The following is a 16,634-nucleotide window of genomic DNA, read 5'->3' as shown; positions in this document are numbered from 1 at the left end:
CATGGATCCGATCAAGCTTCACGACCTTCGGCCCGCCCCGGGCGAGAAGAAGGCCAAGACCCGGGTGGGTCGCGGTGAAGGCTCCAAGGGTAAGACCGCCGGTCGCGGCACCAAGGGCACCAAGGCCCGCAAGAACGTCCCGGTGACGTTCGAGGGTGGCCAGATGCCGATCCACATGCGGCTGCCGAAGCTCAAGGGCTTCCGTAACCGCTTCCGCACCGAGTACGCCCCGGTCAACGTCGGCGACATCGCCAAGGCGTTCCCCGAGGGCGGCACGGTCGGTGTCGACGAGCTGGTGGCCAAGGGCCTGGTTCGCAAGAACGTCCTGGTCAAGGTGCTCGGCGACGGAAAGCTGTCGGCCAAGGTCGACGTGACCGCGCACAAGTTCAGCGGCAGCGCCCGTGAGGCGATTACCGCCGCGGGTGGCACCGCCACCGAGCTGTAATTCGGCTTTGTCCGACGGAATCCCCCGCTTTGGCGGGGGTTTCTGCGTTTACGGGTGTGTAACGCCCGTAACGGCGCGGACGCCGATCACGAATTACACTTCGCCGGGGGATACAGCCAAGGAGCACGCCATGATTCGCCACCGACGAACCGTCGCCGCCGCGACGGTCGCCGCCGGTCTCGCCCTGTTCTCCAGCGTCGCGACCGCGCACGCCGAGACCCAGGACGAGAAGTTCACCAACGCGGTGACGACGATGGGGATTCCGCTGGGCGCGAGCGACGATGCGCCGACGGTGGGCAAGCGCATCTGCGAGATGCTCACCACGGGGCTGACCGGCAACCCGAACCCGGTTCCGGTGGTGCGCGGTGTGGTGAACACGTTGGCCGGCAACGGTCTCAGCCGCGAGCAGGCCGTCGGTCTGACACGGCTGTCGGCTGCCGTCTACTGCCCGCAGTACGGCCGCTACTTGGGGCGCTAGCTGCCTCGTTCCGCGCCGGTAGGCTCGGACCATGTTCTCTGCGCTGTCCGGGGTGCCCGGGTTCGACGACGTCCGTGAGTTCGCCCGTAAGGTCGACACCGCCCGCCATCAGGGGGTGCCCGACGGGTGCATTCTCGAACTCGATCTGCAGAGCGCGCCGCCGGAGTCCGCCGGATTCGACCCGATCGCTGTGATCTCGGGGGTGATCGGGCCCGGGAGGCCCCTGTTGCTGCGCGAGGCGGTCGCGGCGATCCACCGCGCCGCCGAGGATCCCCGGGTGGCCGGGCTGATCGCCCGCGTCCAGATCGACGCCGCGCCACCGGGACCAGTCCAGGAGTTGCGCGACGCCATCGTCGCGTTCACCGAGAAGAAGCCGTCGCTGGCCTGGGCCGAGACCTACCCCGGCACGTTGTCCTACTATCTGGCCTCGGCGTTCGGCGAGGTGTGGATGCAGCCGTCGGGCACGGTCGGGCTGGTCGGCTTCGCCACCAGCGCGCTGTTCCTGCGCGATGCCCTCGACAAGCTGGGGGTGCAGGCGCAGTTCGTCACCCGCGGCGAATACAAGTCGGCGGCAAACCTTTTCACCCAGGACAGCTACACCGACGCGCACCGCGAAGCCGACACCGCTCTGGTCAACGGTCTGCGCACGCAGGTGTGGGACGCGGTGGCCGCCTCCCGCGGCATCGACCGCGCCGCGCTGGACGTGCTGGCCGACCGGGCCCCGCTGCTGCGTGACGACGCGGTGACCGCGGGGCTGGTGGACCGCATCGGCTTCCGCGACGAGGCTTACGCGCGCATCGCGGAAATGTCGGGCGCCGAGGGGGTTTCACCGGAGACGGGTGACCCCGACGGTGAGGACGCACCGCCGCGGCTGTTCCTCGCGCGTTATGCCAGGACCAAGAGGCCTTCGGTGCCGGGGCTCAAGCGCCATCCGAAGATCGCGGTGGTGACGGTGGCGGGGCCGATCGTCAGCGGCCGGGGTGGGCGGCAGATGTCGCCGATGGGCGGCTCCAGCTCCGGCGCGGACACCATCGCCGCCGCGCTGCGCAGGGCCGCCGCCGACGACGACATCGCGGCGATCGTGCTGCGGGTCGACAGCCCGGGCGGTTCGGTCACCGGCTCGGAGACGATCTGGCGCGAGGTGGTGCGGACCCGCGAGCGGGGCAAGCCCGTCGTCGCCTCCATGGGGGCGGTCGCGGCATCGGGCGGCTATTACGTGTCGATGGGCGCCGACGCGATCGTGGCCAACCCCGGCACCATCACCGGCTCGATCGGCGTGCTGACGGGCAAGCTCGTCGCCCGCGAGCTCAAGGACCGGCTCGGCGTCGGGTCGGACACGGTGCGCACCAACGCCAACGCCGACGCCTGGTCGATCAACGCGCCGTTCACCGACGAGCAGCAGGCGCACGTCGAAGCCGAGGCCGACCTGTTCTACCGCGACTTCGTCCAGCGGGTCGCCGAGGGCCGCCACCTCAGCGTCGAGGCCGTGGAGCAGGTGGCCCGCGGCCGGGTGTGGACCGGTGCCGATGCGCTCGAGCGCGGCCTCGTCGACGAGCTCGGCGGGCTGCGGACCGCGATCAGGCGGGCCAAGGTGCTGGCAGGCATCGACGAGGACACCAGGGTCGAGGTCGAGAACCTGCCGAGCTCGTCCCTGCTGGATGTGTTGCGGCCCAAGCCGTCCTCGCTCCCGGCGGCGGCCTCGCTGCAGGAGGTGTTCGGCGCGTTGGCGATTCAATCGGTCCTCGGCATCGCCGACCGCACGCAGCGGTCGCTCACCGGCGTCAACGTGCTGTGGCTGGGGGAGACGCGCTACTGAGGGCGGTGTGCGCTGACGTAGACGATCTCGCCGAGTGGGTCGGTGTCGCCGGCTTCCGGCGGTAGCGGGCGACCGTAGCGGGTGAACAGCTCCCGTCGCGGTACGCCCGTCACTTCCCAGCCCTGTCCTGCCAGATAGTCCATGACATGGCTGCGCGTCCCCGCGTAGACGAGCGAGGGCATGTCGATGTCGAGGCCCATCTCGCGCATCGGGGCCGACATGGCCCGCGCCTTCTCGTCGTCGAAATCGATGATGCCCGGCGCATATTCGGTGGCGATGGTGCTTCGCGGCGCCGACAGCGCGGTGATCCGGTCGAACAGTTGGTCCTGTGCCTCCGGTGGCAGGTAGATCAGCAGACCCTCGGCCAGCCACGCGGTGGGGCGGGAGGCGTCGAACCCGGCCGCGTGCAGCGCGGCGGGCCAGTCTTCGCGCAGGTCGATCGGGACGGGGCGGTGAGCGGCCGTCGGGTGTGCGCCGAGACCGGCCAGCGTGCGGGTCTTGAACTCGATCACCGCGGGCTGGTCGAGTTCGTAGACGACCGTGCCGGCAGGCCAGCCCAACCGGTAGGCGCGGGCGTCGAGCCCGGATGCCAGGATCACCACCTGGGTGATGCCCGCCGTGGTGGAGGTGCCGCAGCAGTCGTCGAAGAACCTGGTGCGCACGGCCATTCCGTCGATCATCGCCTGGACGCGCTCGGGGGAGCCGTCGGCGAACTGGGACAGGTCCAGCTCGCCGTCGAGCATCTTGGTGAAGAAGCTCAGGCCGACGGCCCGCACCAGCGGCTCGGCGTAGGGGTCGTTGATCAGCGGGTCGGGGTCGGCGCTCGCGGCGGCCCGCCCGGCGGCCACCATCGTCGCGGTCGCCCCCACGCTGGAGGCCGGATCCCATGAGTCGTCGGCAGTGCGCGCCATGGCTCTAATCTAAGCGGGCGGTCAGGTAGCCGGAGTCGCCGATCATCGCGACCAGGTGGTCGGCCACCGGCGCGAAGCCCTGCGCCTGGTAGGCGTCGTTGCTGGAGAGCACCTCGGTCTGCCAGCCCTGGGCGCGCAGATGTTCGGTCGCCGAGGTCCGCGGTCCGCTGTAGAACAGCTCGCTGAGGTTGACGTCGCTGCCGTGCCTGCGGGCCCGCTCCGTCATCGCCCTGGCCCACTCACCGGTGAGCGCCTTGGCGTCCATGTGTTCGGTGGCCAGCCGGCTGCCCGGCGCGCTGAGCGCGGTGATGTGGTCCAGCAGCCGATCCTGCGCGTCCGGCGGCAGATAGATCAGCAGCCCCTCGGCGATCCACGCGGTCGGCCGCGCCGGGTCGAAGCCCGCCCCGCGCAGCGCCGCCGGCCAGTCCTCGCGCAGGTCGATGCCGACGGTCCTGCGTTCGGCGGTGGGCGCCACCCCGGCGTCGGCCAGCACCGCGGTCTTGAACTCGATCACGGTGGGCTGGTCGATCTCGTAGACGACGGTGCCCGCCGGCCAGGGCAGCCGGTAGGCGCGGGTGTCGAGCCCGGAGGCCAGGATCACGGCCTGCCGAATCTTCGGCAGCCCCGCGGCCATCGCCCCGGCGAAGAAGTCGTCGAAGTAGCGGGTGCGGACCGTGATCTGCTCCAGCATCTGCCGGGCGCCGAACAGCGGGTCGTCGTCGAAGTCGATCTCGCCCCTGGCCACCCGGATGAAGTGGGGGAGGCCGACGGCCTCGACGAGCAGGTCGGCGTACGGGTCGTTGAGCAGCGGCTCGGGGCCCCCGGCAGTCGACCGGCTGGCGAACGCGCGGTTGGCGGCCACCGACGTCGCGGTGGCGCCGACGCTGGAGCCCAGGTCCCAGGTGTCGCCTTCGGTGCGTGCCACTTCCAGCTCCTCTTCTTCTATCTGGTCGCGCTGACGTAGACGACTTCGGCGAAGCCCTCGTCGCTGTCCAGCGGCGCCAGGCCGTAGCGGGTCAGCAGCTGGTTGGTCGGGGTGGCGTCCACGGTCCAACCGCGGTCACGCAGATAGTCGGTGACGTCGGCGCGCTCACCGAGGAACACCAGCTCGGAGAAGTCGACGTCGAATCCGTGGCTGCGCCACCGGTCGCTCGATTCCTTCATCTTCTCGCGCAGTTCCTCCTGATCGGCCTCGTGATGCGTCGGAACCGACTCGACGGCCAGCCGGCTGCCCGGCGCGCTGAGTTCGCCGATGGTGCCCAGCAACCGGTCCTGCGCGTCGGGCGGCAGGTAGCCGAGCAGCCCCTCGGCGATCCAGGCGGTCGGCGCGGAGGCGTCGAATCCGGCCTCGGCGAGCGCGGCCGGCCAGTCGTCGCGCAGGTCGACGGCCGCCGTGGCGAGCTTCGTCGACGGCCGCACTCCGAGGTCGGCCAGGGTGGCGGCCTTGAACGTGAGCACCTCGGGTTGGTCGATCTCGAACAGCACCATGTCCTGCGGCCAGGACAGCCGGTACGCACGGGCGTCCAGGCCGGAGGCCAGGATGACGCCCTGCCTGATCGGCGGCGGCCCGGCCCGCATCGCCTCGGCGAAGAAGTCGTCGAAGAAGCGGGTGCGCGCGGCCATGGCGTCGGCGAATCGGCGCACGCCCACCGGGGACTCGGCGCCGTCGGTGTCGAGATCCTCGGCCGTCAGCTCACCGGTGGCCAATCGGGTGAAGAAGTCGACCCCGACCGCCCGCACCAGCGGCGCGGCGAACGGGTCGTCGATCACCGGCCGGGGTGCGCGGGTGGCCACCGCGCGCGCCGCGGCCACCATCGTCGCGGTCGCGCCCACGCTGGAGGCAAGGTCCCATGTGTCGTTGTCGGAGCGTGCCATCAAAGAAACCTCGCCTTCCGTACGTGACTATTAGTTAGCTTGGGTAACAACAATGCCGACTGTACGCGGCAAAACTGGGCGCTCGCTGATTCGGGCGGGTGAACTTGCAACTGTTAGTCTCGTAGACTGTTTGAACGCGTGACTTGCGCAGGCCGTTTCGCCTGCTCGTGCCGTCGCGCGCACGACTTTTAACCACGCTGGTCACGCCAGCCACATGAGCACGCAGCGATGGACAGCTGGCCGTGCAGGAGGAAAGAGTGCTCTCGGCTTTCATCTCGTCACTGCGGACAGTCGATCTGAGGCGAAAGATCCTGTTCACGCTGGGCATCGTGATCCTCTACCGGGTCGGTGCCCAGATCCCGTCCCCCGGCGTCAACTACCCGAACGTGCAGCAGTGCATCGCGGAGGTCAGCGGCGGCGAGTCCGGACAGATCTATTCGCTTATCAACCTGTTCTCCGGTGGCGCACTGCTGCAGTTGTCGGTGTTCGCGGTCGGCATCATGCCGTACATCACCGCCAGCATCATCGTGCAGCTGCTCGGTGTGGTCATCCCGCGCTTCGAACAGCTCCGCAAAGAAGGACAAGCGGGCCAGACCAAGCTCACGCAGTACACCCGCTACCTGGCGATCGCGCTGGCGATCCTGCAGGCCACCAGCATCGTGGCGCTGGCCGCCAACGGCGGACTGCTGCAGGGCTGCGCGCTCGACATCATCGAGGGCCAGAGCGAGGGCCTGAACATTTGGACGCTGACCGTCATCGTGATCGTGATGACCGCCGGTGCGGCGCTGGTCATGTGGATGGGTGAGCTGGTCACCGAGCGGGGCGTCGGCAACGGCATGTCGCTGATCATCTTCGCCAGCATCGCGGCGTCGATCCCCGGCGAGGGCAAGAACATCCTGGACAGCCGTGGTGGCATGGTCTTCACGCTGGTGTGTGTCGCGGCGGTCGTCATCGTCGTCGGCGTGGTCTTCGTCGAGCAGGGTCAGCGCCGCATCCCGGTCCAGTACGCCAAGCGCATGGTGGGCCGCAAGATGTACGGCGGCACCTCGACCTACCTGCCGTTGAAGGTCAACCAGGCGGGCGTCATCCCGGTCATCTTCGCGTCGTCGCTGATCTACATCCCGCACCTGATCACGCAGCTGATCACCAGCGCCAGCGACACCCCGAGCACCGGGTGGTGGCAGACGTTCGTCGCCGAATACCTGACCGACCCGAGCAGCCCGGTCTACATCGCGATCTACTTCGGCCTGATCGTGTTCTTCACGTACTTCTACGTCTCGATCACGTTCAACCCGGACGAACGTGCCGACGAGATGAAGAAGTACGGCGGCTTCATCCCCGGCATCCGGCCGGGCAGGCCCACCGCCGACTACCTCCGGTTCGTGCTGTCGCGCATCACGCTGCCGGGCTCGATCTACCTCGGCATCATCGCCGTGCTGCCGAACCTGTTCCTCGAGATCGGCAACACCGGCTCCGTGCAGAACCTGCCGTTCGGCGGCACCGCGGTGCTGATCGCGGTCGGTGTCGCGTTGGACACCATCAAACAAATCGAAAGCCAGCTCATGCAGCGCAACTATGAAGGGTTCCTCAAGTGAGAATCGTGTTGTTGGGGCCCCCCGGTGCGGGCAAGGGCACGCAGGCCCAGAAGCTGGCCGAGAAGCTCGGCATCCCGCAGATCTCCACCGGTGACCTGTTCCGCTACAACATCAGCAACGGCACCGAACTGGGGCTGGAGGCCAAGAAGTACCTCGACGCCGGTGACCTGGTGCCGGCCACCCTCACCAACGCGCTGGTCGACGACCGCCTCGACGACGAGGATGCGGCCGCCGGCTTCATTCTCGACGGGTACCCGCGCTCGGTGGAGCAGGCCAAGGCCCTCGACGAGATGCTCAAGAAGCGTGACCTGTCGCTGGATGCCGTGCTCGAGTTCCGCGTGCCCGAGGAGGAGCTCGTCTCCCGGCTCAAGGGCCGCGGCCGTGACGACGACACCGAGGACGTCATCCGCAACCGGTTCCGGGTCTACCGCGACGAGACCGCGCCGCTGCTGGACTACTACTCCGCCGACCTCAAGACCGTCGACGCCGTCGGCGAACTCGACGAGGTGTTCGCCCGCGCGCTGAAGGCACTCGGCCGCTAAATGGTGTCGTTACCCGGTTTGCGAAGCCGCAAGGTCGTCCCGCAGCGTAGCGCCGGCGAACTGGACGCGATGGCCGCCGCGGGCGCGCTCGTGGCGGCCGCGCTGAAGGCGGTGCGCGCCGCCGCCGCGCCGGGTGTGTCCACGCTGGAACTCGACGAGATCGCCGAAGCGGTGATCCGGGACGGCGGCGGCATCCCGTCGTTTCTCGGCTACCACGGGTTCCCGGCCTCCATCTGCGCCTCGGTCAACGACCGGGTGGTGCACGGCATCCCCACCGCGGCCGAGAAGCTGGCGGCCGGGGATCTGGTGTCGATCGACTGCGGCGCCATCCTCGACGGCTGGCACGGCGACTCGGCGGTCACGTTCGGCGTCGGCGAGGTGATCCCCGTCGACGAGAGCCTGTCCGCCGCCACCCGGGAATCCATGGAGGCGGGCATCGCCGCCATGGTGCCGGGCAATCGGCTCTCCGACGTCTCGCACGCCATCGAGCAGGGCACCCGGGCCGCGGCCCAGCGACACGGACGCAAGTTCGGCATCGTCGCGGGCTACGGCGGCCACGGCATCGGCCGCGAGATGCACATGGACCCGTTCCTGCCCAACGAAGGCTCACCCGGTCGCGGACCCTACCTGGCCCCGGGCTCGGTGCTGGCGATCGAACCCATGCTCACCCTCGGCACCGCGAAGACGATCGTGCTCGACGACGGCTGGACCGTCGTCACCGCGGACGGCTCGCGCGCCGCACACTGGGAGCACACCGTCGCGGTCACCGACGACGGACCGAGAATTCTGACAGTCTGAGCCTGCGCGGCGCCGCCGCAGTCTGAACCGGAAAGCCGCCGCCGTCGTGTCTGTAGACGGAGGAGGGTGATGGACGATCCGGAAGCGGCGATGATGCGGGTGCTCTACGACGAGCACGCCGCCGCCCTCTGGCGCTACGCGCTGCGCCTCACCGGTGACCGGGCCCGCGCCGAGGACGTCGTCCAGGAAACGTTGCTGCGGGCCTGGCGCCATCCGGAAGTCACCGCCGACGTGGACAGATCCGCCCGCGCCTGGTTGTTCACGGTGGCGCGCAACATGATCATCGACGAACGCCGAAGTGCCCGGTTCAAACACGAGAGCGGGGTCGCCGACACCGAGTACGTGCCCGACAGCGCCTCTCCCGACGAGGCGGACACCGCGCTGGACCGGATACTGCTCAGCACGGCGTTGAGCCAACTGTCCGACGAACACCGGGCCGTGGTGCGTCGGGCCTACTACCAGGGCTGGACCACCGGCCAGATCGCAGCCGATCTGAACATCCCGGAAGGCACCGTGAAATCCCGGCTGCACTACGCCGTCCGCGCCCTGAAGCTCGGACTTCAGGAGATGGGGGTGACCCGATGACTCCGCAAGACCGCCAAGATGACCGCTACCGGACGTGGGATGCCGCCTATGTGCTCGGCGCATTGGCCGGCGACGACCGCCGCGAGTACGAGGCGCACCTGACCGGATGCGACCGCTGTCATTCGGCGGTCGCCGAACTCAGCGGTATCCCCGGGCTGCTGGCCATGCTCGACCTCGACGAGGTCAGCGCGCTCGACGACGCCCAACCGGATCCGCCGCTGCGACCGGAGGTGCTCACCTCCGTGCTGGACCGGGTCAGCGCCCGCAGGCGCCGCGCCCGGTGGTGGACCACCACAGCGCTCGCGGCGGCCGCGGTGCTGCTGGCCGTCGCGCTCGTGCTGGCGATCCGGCCCGCGACCTTCGGGCTGGGCACCGGTACCGAAAGCCCGCCGACGGCGCAGATGCAGGAGATGGCCAAGGTGTCGGAGACCCCGATCAACGCCAGCATCGCGCTGACCGGCTACGGGTGGGGCACCCGCATCGACATGGCCTGCTCGTACGGGGACTGGGGCCGGCGCGACGCGCCGCCGCAGAACCTCGGCATGGTGGTGATCGGCGACGACGGCAGCCGTTCGGAGATCGCCACCTGGCTCGGGCTGTCGGGCGCCACCGCGCTGCCCAGCGGAACCACCCCCATGCCGCTGGACCAGATCGCTGCCGTGCAGCTGGTTTCGTCACCCGACGGGAAGGTGCTGCTTGAGAAAAACCTGTGAACCGCGCCGCCGGTGAACCCAACCCGCTACGGGTTCGTGTCACTTGGTAGATCGCGGAAAGCAGGTGGAACATGGCAGCCAGGTCAACCGACGGGTACCGCGTGGTCGACCACATCGTCGGAACTCTCGCGGCCCACGGGGTGCGGCACATCTTCGGTGTGGACGGCGCCAACATCGAAGATCTTTACGACGCAGCATATTTCGATGACGTCGTCACCGCGGTGCTGGCCAAGCACGAGTTCTCGGCGGCGGCCATGGCCGACGGTTACAGCCGAAGTGGGGCAGGCCTCGGGGTGGTCGCCGCGACGTCGGGCGGCGGCTGCCTGAACACCGTGGCGGCGCTGGGGGAGTCGCTGGCCAGCCGGGTGCCGGTGCTGGCGCTGATCGGCCAGGCGCCAACCGGTCTCGACGGCCGCGGCGCCTTCCAGGACACCAGCGGTGTCAACGGCGCCCTGGACGCGCTGGCGTTGTTCTCGGCGGTGTCGGTCTACTGTCGTCGGATCACCCGGGCCGAGGACGTCCGTACGGCACTGCCGCAGGCGCTGGCCGCCGCCGCCGGCGGCGGGCCCGCAGTGCTGCTGCTGCCCAAGGACGTGCAACAGGCGGCACTGGGACGCAACGGTGTGGAGATCGTAACAGCTTCGCGGACAGCGCATTCCGATCTGTCGGCAATCATCTCCGCGCTGCGCCGGGTGGGCGGCCCGGTCACGATCATCGCCGGGGAACAGGTGGCCAGGGACGACGCCCGCCCGCACCTGGAGCAGCTGCGCGACGCGCTGGGCGCGCAGGTGGCCACCGCGCCCGACGCCAAGGACGTCGCGCGCTCCTCGATCGGGGTGTGCGGCGTGATGGGCCACCCCGACGTCGCCGACGCGGTCGCAGCCGGCGCGGCCTGCCTGCTGGTCGGCACCCGGATGGCCGTGACCGCAAGGGCGGGCCTCGACGCCGCGCTGGCCGCGGTGCCGACCTTCTCGGTCGGGTCGGGTCGACCGTACGTGGACTGCACCCACGTGCCCAGCGGTGATCTCCGGCAGACCCTGACCGTGTTGGCGCGGGCGCTGGCCGACTCCCCGCGAACCTCACCGAAAGCGTTGTCACACAGGGAGTTACAGCCGCCGCCGGCATCGGGGTCGGGGGTGCGCTACCGCGACGCCATGCGCGTGCTCGACGCCGTACTGCCTGCGGGCACCGACATCGTCGTCGACGCGGGCAACATCGGCGCCGCGGCCATCCACCACCTGCCCGCGCGGCGCGACGGCCGGTTCCTGGTGGCGCTCGGCATGGGCGGCATGGGATACAGCTTCGGCGCCGGGATCGGGATGGCGTTCCACCGGCGCAGGCCTGCCGTCGTGATCGCCGGTGACGGCTCGTTCTTCATGCACGGCACCGAGATCCACACCGCCCTGCAATACCGGCTGCCGATCACGTTCTGCCTCTTCGACAATCACGCCCACGCCATGTGCGTGACCCGCGAGCAGCTGTTCTACGGAGACCGCTACAGCTACAACCGGTTCGGGCCGAGCCGGCTCGGCGCCGGCCTGGCCGCCATGCTGCCCGGGCTGGTCGCCTTCGACGTCACCGACGTCGACCAGTTGCCGGCCGCGCTGATGGTCGCGCTGAACCAGGACGGCCCCGCGGTGGTCGCCGTCGACTGTTCTGCGGACGAGATCCCGCCGTTCGCAGCGTTTCTCACCCAGAAAGAGGAGTCCCATGCCGATGTCCACGCTTGACCAGATCGACGGGCTGATCCGGATCGAGACGTCGCCGAAGGAGAAGGCCACGCCCGTCATCATGGAGATGATGCGCTCGGTGTATCCGCACGACGACGTGTTCGGTACGTACTGCACCGTCAACGAGTACGTCGACTGTCCGCCCGACGAACTGTTCGACTACATGTCCGACACCCGGTGCCTGGAGGAGTGGACCTACAGCCTGCGCGGCTTCACGCCCACCGATGAACCTGACTTGTGGCTGGCCCACGACCGGTTGGGCGCCGGACCGGACGGGCCGGGCAGCGCGATCTACACCAGGACGGTGGCGAACCGCGAAGCGCTGACCGTCGACTACCACTGTGCCTGGGATCAGGGCAAGCACCTGTGGATGATCTACCTGATGCGCATCGTCGACGCCCAGGTCGTCTTCGACAAGCCGGGATCGGTTGTGCTGTGGACGAATTGCCATCACCCGTTCTACGACCGCAACCCCTACCCGGAAACCGCTCCCGCAGGCAGGCCGGTCTGGGTCGGTGACTTCTGGGACATGTTCGGTCCCGGTCACCTGCTCGAGCTCAGAAACCTCAAGGCGATCGCGGAGTACCGCCACCGCAACGGACTGCCCGTCACCCCGAACTGGATGAGATGAGACACCCATGACCACCACCGTCAGCCTCGTCGACGTCTCGGTGCACCTGCCCGGTGAGCCGATCGGCGCCGACCACTACGCGCAGTTCGCCGAATCCGACGACCTGCGGGACAACGTGATGTTCCGCGCGCCGCGCCTGCGCCACCACGTCGATCCGGAGACGAGCGCGATCGACATGGCCGAGCAGGCCGCGCAGGGCCTGATCGCCCGGCACGGCCAGGACGCGATCACCGGCGCCGACGTGCTGATCACCCACACCCAACTGCCCGACATGCCGTTCTACGGTGCCGGCGGCGGGATGGCACATCGCCTCGGCATGAAGCCGAACTGGGTGATCGACCTGCACAACGGGGGGTGCGCGGCGTTCCTGCTCGGGCTCAAGCTGGCCCGCAACCTGCTGGCCTCCGGCGAGGGCCGCACGGCGTTGATCGCCGTCGTGCAGAACGCGGCCGGCCAGATCTTCGAGCAGCCCACCATCCGGCGCAGAGCCCAGGCCGCGGTGCCCGGTGACGGCGCCGCGATCGGACTGGTGACGGTGTCCGACGAGTCGCCGATCCTCGACGTCGAATGCCGCACCTACGGTGAATACGCCGGCGACATGACCATCGCCGTCGACCCGCCCCGCAAATGGTGGCAGGCCGGGCCCGGCGAAGGATGCATCGGGTTCACCGAGAGCAAGATCACCAAGGTGCTGGCCCGCGGCAATCGTCAGGTGCCGGAGGTCAGTTATGCGGTGTGCGACCGAATCGGACTGCCGCCCAAAGATGTCGACTTGTTCGTCACCAATCAGCCCAACCGGGTGTTCCTCCGGAACTGGCGTGAGGCACTCGAACTGCCGCCCGAACGCCACGTCGACACCTTCGATGAGTGCGGCAATCTGTTCGCCGCGGGCATCCCGGTCAACCTGGACCGCGCGGTGCGGGAGGGACGGGTCAAGCGGGGCGACACGGTGCTGATGGCGGCCTTCGCGCACGCCGGTGACTTCGCCGCGGCGGCCGCGCTGCGCTGGGGCGGGCGGGACTGACGTGGCCTCCCGCGACACGCTGGCCGAGGCGGTCACCGCGCTGCCCCGGGCCGTCGACCCGATGGCGTTGTCCCTCAACGAATTCCCCTTCCCGCCGCTGCCCGCGGTCCGGACGGCGCTGGCGGCCTCGCTGGACTGTCTCAACCGCTATCCCGAGTTCCTGCCGCACCGGCTGCGGTCGCTGATCGCCGGCAGGCTCGGTGCGGACCCCGAACAGGTGGTGATCGGCGCCGGTGCCACCGGGGTGCTCATGCAGGTGCTCGGCGCGGTGACCAGCCCGGGGGACACCATCGTGATGTCGTCGCCCACCTTCGACGGCTATCCGATCCTCGCCGACATGGCGCGGCTGCGGCCGGTGGCGGTCCCGCTCGACGCCCACGGCCAGCACGACCTGGACGCGATGGCCGATGCGGCCGCACAGGCGCGGGTGGTGGTGGTGTGCCGGCCGCACAATCCGACCGGAACCGTGGAGAGCGTCGCCGACGTCGAACGCTTCCTGACCCGGGTGGGCCGCGACACGGTGGTGCTGCTCGACGAGGCGTACGTGGAGTTCCTGGCCCCCGAGTACCGGATCGACGCGAACGCGCTGGTGCGGCGGTTCGGCAACGTGGTGGTGGTGCGGACGTTCTCCAAGGCCTACGGGCTGGCCGGACTCCGGGTGGGTTACGGCTTCTGCGCCCCTGCGCTGGGCCGCACGCTGTGGACCATGCAGCTGCCGTTCGGGACCTCGCTGGCCGCGCTGGTCGCCGTCGCCGCTTCGTTCGACGCCGACAGCCAGCTGCGGCAGCGCGTGCGATCCATCAGCGCCGAACGGCGGCGCCTGCAGATGCGGTTGCGGGCCCTCGGCGCCTACACCACCGATGCGCACGCCAACTTCGTCTATCTCCCGAGCGGTGTGACGTCGTGGCCGGAGGTGTTCGACGGCACCGGACTGCAGGTGCGCCACTACGCCGGTGGCGGCGTCCGGATCACCGTCGGATCGCGGGCATCCACGCGTGCGGTGGTCCACGCGGTGGCAGCGGCGATGGGGTAAGAAGAGGCGTGTCATCCGAACGGCGCGACCCGATCGCCACCGCCCGCGCGAACTGGGAACGCTCCGGATGGGGTGACGTCGCCGACGGCATGGTCGCGGTGACCTCGGTGATGCGGGCCCACCAGATCCTGCTTGCCCGCGTCGAGACCGCGTTGCGTCCCTACGACCTGAGCTTCTCGCGCTACGAACTGCTGCGGCTGCTGGCGTTCAGCCGCAGCGGTGCGCTGCCGATCACGAAAGCCTCCGACCGGCTGCAGGTGCACGTCACCAGCGTCACGCACGCGATCCGGCGGCTGGAGGCCGACGGGCTGGTGGAACGTATTCCGCACCCCACCGACGGGCGCACCACGCTGGTGCGGATCACCGACCTGGGCCGGTCGACGGTCGAGGACGCGACGGTCACGCTGAACAACGACGTGTTCGCCGACATCGGCATCTCGGCCGGACAGTCGCGCGCGCTGGCGGAGGCCATCCAGACGTTGCGCCGCAGCGCAGGCGATTTCTGACGTCACTCCCGGTTGGCCGGCAGCGGGATCGTCGCGGTGACGGTGGTGCCGGCACCGGGCCGGGACCGGATGTTGAGCCGGCCGCCGACGATCTCGGCGCGCTCGGCCATGGACAGCAGGCCGTAGCCGCCCATCTCGTCGCCGCCCAGCGGATGCTCCAGCGTGTCGAAACCGATTCCGTCGTCGGCGATTTCGAGTCGGGCGAGGTCGCCGTGGTCACCGCGGTCCAGTGCGAACGTCAGCCGGGCCCTGGACGCCCTGGCGTGCTTGACGACGTTCTGCAGGCATTCCTGCGCGATCCGGTACAGCGCCAGCTCGATGTGGTCGGGCAGCCGGGTGTCGACCAGATCGACGTCGATGGTGACCTGGGGGATGGTGCGCGCCAGGCTGGCCAGCCCGCCGGACAGCCCGAGGTCGTCGAGCACCGGCGGCCGCAGCCCGCTGATCGCTGCGCGCGCCTCCTGCAGCGTCAGTTCGGCCAGTTCGCGGGCCCGGTCGAGTTGTTCATGGAGGGCGTCGGGGTCGCCGGGGGATGTCGCGGCCTGCGCCGCGGCGTCGAGCCGGTAGGACAGCGTGACCAGGCGCTGCGAGATGCCGTCGTGGATGTCGCCTGCCAGCCTGCGGCGCTCCAGTTCCTGGGCCTCGATGACCTGCTCGACGAAGTGCTCGTGGGCGCGCTCGCGGGCCACCAGCTGCCGGTGCAGGCGGGCCTGGTGCATGGCGCCCGCGATCAGCCGGCCGATCACCAGCAGCAGCCCGACGTCGCGGTCGCCGAAGTCGCGCTCGGCCACGGTGTGCACGTTGAGCACCCCGACCAGGCCGCCCGGGTCGGTCTCCATCGGCACCGACACCATCGAGGTGAAATCCCGTCCGCGCAGCGACCGGAACGGCAGGTAGCGCGGGTCGGACTCCTTGTCCCTTCTGATCACCACAGGCTCCCGGTTGCTGGCCACCCAGCCGGAAATCCCCTGGCCCAGAGGGAGTCTGATCTTCCCGACCTCGGAGTCGAACGGCGGGGTGGCGCCGGCCAGCGTCAGCGAGCGCTCGGTGTCGTCGAGGACGTGCACGAAACAGACGTCGGAGTCGGTGGCCGCGGTGATCATCCGGGCCGCGGCGGCGGCAAGGGGTTCGACGCCGGGCCCGCTGGACGCGGCCTGGATCAGCTCGCGCAGCAGCGCCAGCTCACGGTCTGCGGTCAGCAGCGGCCGGCTCACTGGTAGATGCCTTCCCGCAGCGCGGTGGCCGCCGCGGCGGTACGGTCACTGACCCCGAGCTTGCGGTAGATCGAGCTGAGGTGGGTCTTGACGGTCTCGTCGCCGATGATCAGCTTGGCGGCGATCGCGCGGTTGGACAGCCCGTTGACCACCAGCGCCAGGATCTCGCTCTCCCGTTGGGTGAGGCCGCGGCGGGCGCCCGGCCAGAACTCGTCGCGCTGCATCCTGGCCGCGGTGTCGGCGGCCCTGGCCGCCATGCTCGGGTCGATCGCCGTCTGGCCGCCGTGCACCGACTCCAGCTGCTTGACCAGCTCCTCGCTGCTGATGCTCTTGAGCAGGTAACCCGACGCGCCGACCCGCAGCGCCTGGAACAGATACTGCTCGTCGTCGTAGACCGACAGCATCACGACCTTGCGGTCGGGGTCGCGTTCGCGCAACTGTTGGCACACGTCCAGCCCGCTGGAGCCCTGCATCCGCACATCGCACAGCACGATGTCGGGATCCAGCTCGGTGACCACGCCCAGCACGCGGTCGGCGCCCACCGCCTGGCCCACGACGGTGACCCGGCTGCCGAACGCGGCGAGCATGGCCTTGAGCCCCTCGATGACCATCTCGTGGTCGTCGACCAGCACGATTCGCACCGGCGAGGCTGTCTCCATGGCACCACCCTATGGCCGCGGCGCCTGGCCCCTGATCAACTTGGCTCCACGAATCCCCCGCATGGGGGAAGCGGACCGG

General features: G+C 69.6%; 18 protein-coding genes. 13 read left to right on the top strand and 5 right to left on the bottom strand.

The window, feature by feature from the left end; translation table 11 throughout:
- Position 1 precedes the first annotated feature (1 nt).
- The 3 genes from rplO (at position 2) to sppA (ending at position 2,739) form a co-directional block, all read left to right on the top strand.
- Positions 2 to 445, top strand: coding sequence for a 50S ribosomal protein L15 (gene rplO, locus BN976_RS09180; protein ID WP_011778604.1), 444 nt, complete (start codon positions 2 to 4; stop codon positions 443 to 445).
- A gap of 130 nt (positions 446 to 575) precedes the next feature.
- Positions 576 to 923 carry a DUF732 domain-containing protein gene (locus BN976_RS09175; protein ID WP_011778605.1) on the top strand — a complete coding sequence of 116 codons (348 nt, stop codon included), beginning with the start codon at positions 576 to 578 and terminating at the stop codon, positions 921 to 923.
- A 31-nt stretch (positions 924 to 954) separates the two neighbouring features.
- On the top strand, positions 955 to 2,739 hold the full coding sequence (sppA, locus tag BN976_RS09170; protein WP_036370080.1) for a signal peptide peptidase SppA: 1,785 nt from the start codon (positions 955 to 957) through the stop codon (positions 2,737 to 2,739).
- Here sppA and BN976_RS09165 read toward each other — a convergent pair.
- The 3 genes from BN976_RS09165 to BN976_RS09155 are packed head-to-tail and all read right to left on the bottom strand — an operon-like array spanning position 2,733 to position 5,525.
- A complete protein-coding gene (locus tag BN976_RS09165) occupies positions 2,733 to 3,650 on the bottom strand; it encodes a class I SAM-dependent methyltransferase (protein ID WP_036370077.1) in 918 nt (305 codons plus the stop codon). The two genes, sppA and BN976_RS09165, sit on opposite strands and share 7 nt — an antisense overlap.
- A gap of 4 nt (positions 3,651 to 3,654) precedes the next feature.
- Positions 3,655 to 4,575, bottom strand: a complete 921-nt coding sequence (locus tag BN976_RS09160; protein WP_036370074.1) for an SAM-dependent methyltransferase — start codon at positions 4,573 to 4,575, stop codon at positions 3,655 to 3,657.
- Between the two features lie 17 nt (positions 4,576 to 4,592).
- On the bottom strand, positions 4,593 to 5,525 hold the full coding sequence (locus BN976_RS09155) for an SAM-dependent methyltransferase (RefSeq protein ID WP_036370071.1): 933 nt from the start codon (positions 5,523 to 5,525) through the stop codon (positions 4,593 to 4,595).
- A gap of 257 nt (positions 5,526 to 5,782) precedes the next feature.
- Between BN976_RS09155 and secY the strand changes: the two genes are divergently transcribed.
- The 10 genes from secY (at position 5,783) to BN976_RS09105 (ending at position 14,682) form a co-directional block, all read left to right on the top strand.
- The gene (secY, locus tag BN976_RS09150) at positions 5,783 to 7,120 is read left to right on the top strand and encodes a preprotein translocase subunit SecY (RefSeq protein ID WP_011778610.1); all 1,338 of its coding nucleotides are present in this window, start codon (positions 5,783 to 5,785) and stop codon (positions 7,118 to 7,120) included.
- Positions 7,117 to 7,662 carry an adenylate kinase gene (locus BN976_RS09145; protein ID WP_011778611.1) on the top strand — a complete coding sequence of 182 codons (546 nt, stop codon included), beginning with the start codon at positions 7,117 to 7,119 and terminating at the stop codon, positions 7,660 to 7,662. Before secY ends, BN976_RS09145 begins: the two co-directional genes overlap by 4 nt.
- Positions 7,663 to 8,460, top strand: a complete 798-nt coding sequence (map, locus tag BN976_RS09140; RefSeq protein ID WP_036370068.1) for a type I methionyl aminopeptidase — start codon at positions 7,663 to 7,665, stop codon at positions 8,458 to 8,460. It abuts the gene before it with no gap.
- Between the two features lie 69 nt (positions 8,461 to 8,529).
- The gene (locus BN976_RS09135; RefSeq protein ID WP_011778613.1) at positions 8,530 to 9,045 is read left to right on the top strand and encodes a sigma-70 family RNA polymerase sigma factor; all 516 of its coding nucleotides are present in this window, start codon (positions 8,530 to 8,532) and stop codon (positions 9,043 to 9,045) included.
- Complete coding sequence (locus BN976_RS09130; RefSeq protein ID WP_011778614.1) at positions 9,042 to 9,758, top strand: anti-sigma factor family protein; 717 nt, start codon at positions 9,042 to 9,044, stop codon at positions 9,756 to 9,758. Before BN976_RS09135 ends, BN976_RS09130 begins: the two co-directional genes overlap by 4 nt.
- 71 nt (positions 9,759 to 9,829) lie before the next feature.
- A complete protein-coding gene (locus tag BN976_RS09125; RefSeq protein ID WP_036370064.1) occupies positions 9,830 to 11,488 on the top strand; it encodes a thiamine pyrophosphate-binding protein in 1,659 nt (552 codons plus the stop codon).
- Positions 11,469 to 12,119, top strand: coding sequence for a hypothetical protein (locus BN976_RS09120; RefSeq protein WP_011778616.1), 651 nt, complete (start codon positions 11,469 to 11,471; stop codon positions 12,117 to 12,119). The genes BN976_RS09125 and BN976_RS09120 overlap by 20 nt, the downstream gene beginning before the upstream one ends.
- A 7-nt stretch (positions 12,120 to 12,126) precedes the next feature.
- The gene (locus BN976_RS09115; RefSeq protein WP_036370061.1) at positions 12,127 to 13,143 is read left to right on the top strand and encodes a 3-oxoacyl-ACP synthase III family protein; all 1,017 of its coding nucleotides are present in this window, start codon (positions 12,127 to 12,129) and stop codon (positions 13,141 to 13,143) included.
- Between the two features lie 61 nt (positions 13,144 to 13,204).
- Positions 13,205 to 14,176, top strand: a complete 972-nt coding sequence (locus BN976_RS09110) for a pyridoxal phosphate-dependent aminotransferase (protein ID WP_235622032.1) — start codon at positions 13,205 to 13,207, stop codon at positions 14,174 to 14,176.
- A gap of 8 nt (positions 14,177 to 14,184) precedes the next feature.
- On the top strand, positions 14,185 to 14,682 hold the full coding sequence (locus tag BN976_RS09105) for a MarR family transcriptional regulator (RefSeq protein WP_011778619.1): 498 nt from the start codon (positions 14,185 to 14,187) through the stop codon (positions 14,680 to 14,682).
- Positions 14,683 to 14,684: 2 nt separating this feature from the next.
- On the opposite strand, the gene BN976_RS09100 is transcribed toward BN976_RS09105, so the two are convergent.
- Positions 14,685 to 15,896 (bottom strand): GAF domain-containing sensor histidine kinase, encoded by a 1,212-nt coding sequence (locus BN976_RS09100; protein WP_011778620.1) that lies wholly within the window; start codon positions 15,894 to 15,896, stop codon positions 14,685 to 14,687.
- Positions 15,893 to 16,555 (bottom strand): response regulator, encoded by a 663-nt coding sequence (locus BN976_RS09095; protein ID WP_011778621.1) that lies wholly within the window; start codon positions 16,553 to 16,555, stop codon positions 15,893 to 15,895. Before BN976_RS09095 ends, BN976_RS09100 begins: the two co-directional genes overlap by 4 nt.
- Positions 16,556 to 16,634 lie beyond the last annotated feature (79 nt).

This window comes from Mycolicibacterium austroafricanum (genome assembly GCF_000612725.1).
Classification (GTDB): domain Bacteria; phylum Actinomycetota; class Actinomycetes; order Mycobacteriales; family Mycobacteriaceae; genus Mycobacterium; species Mycobacterium austroafricanum.
This window is presented reverse-complemented; position numbering and strand designations above follow the sequence as displayed.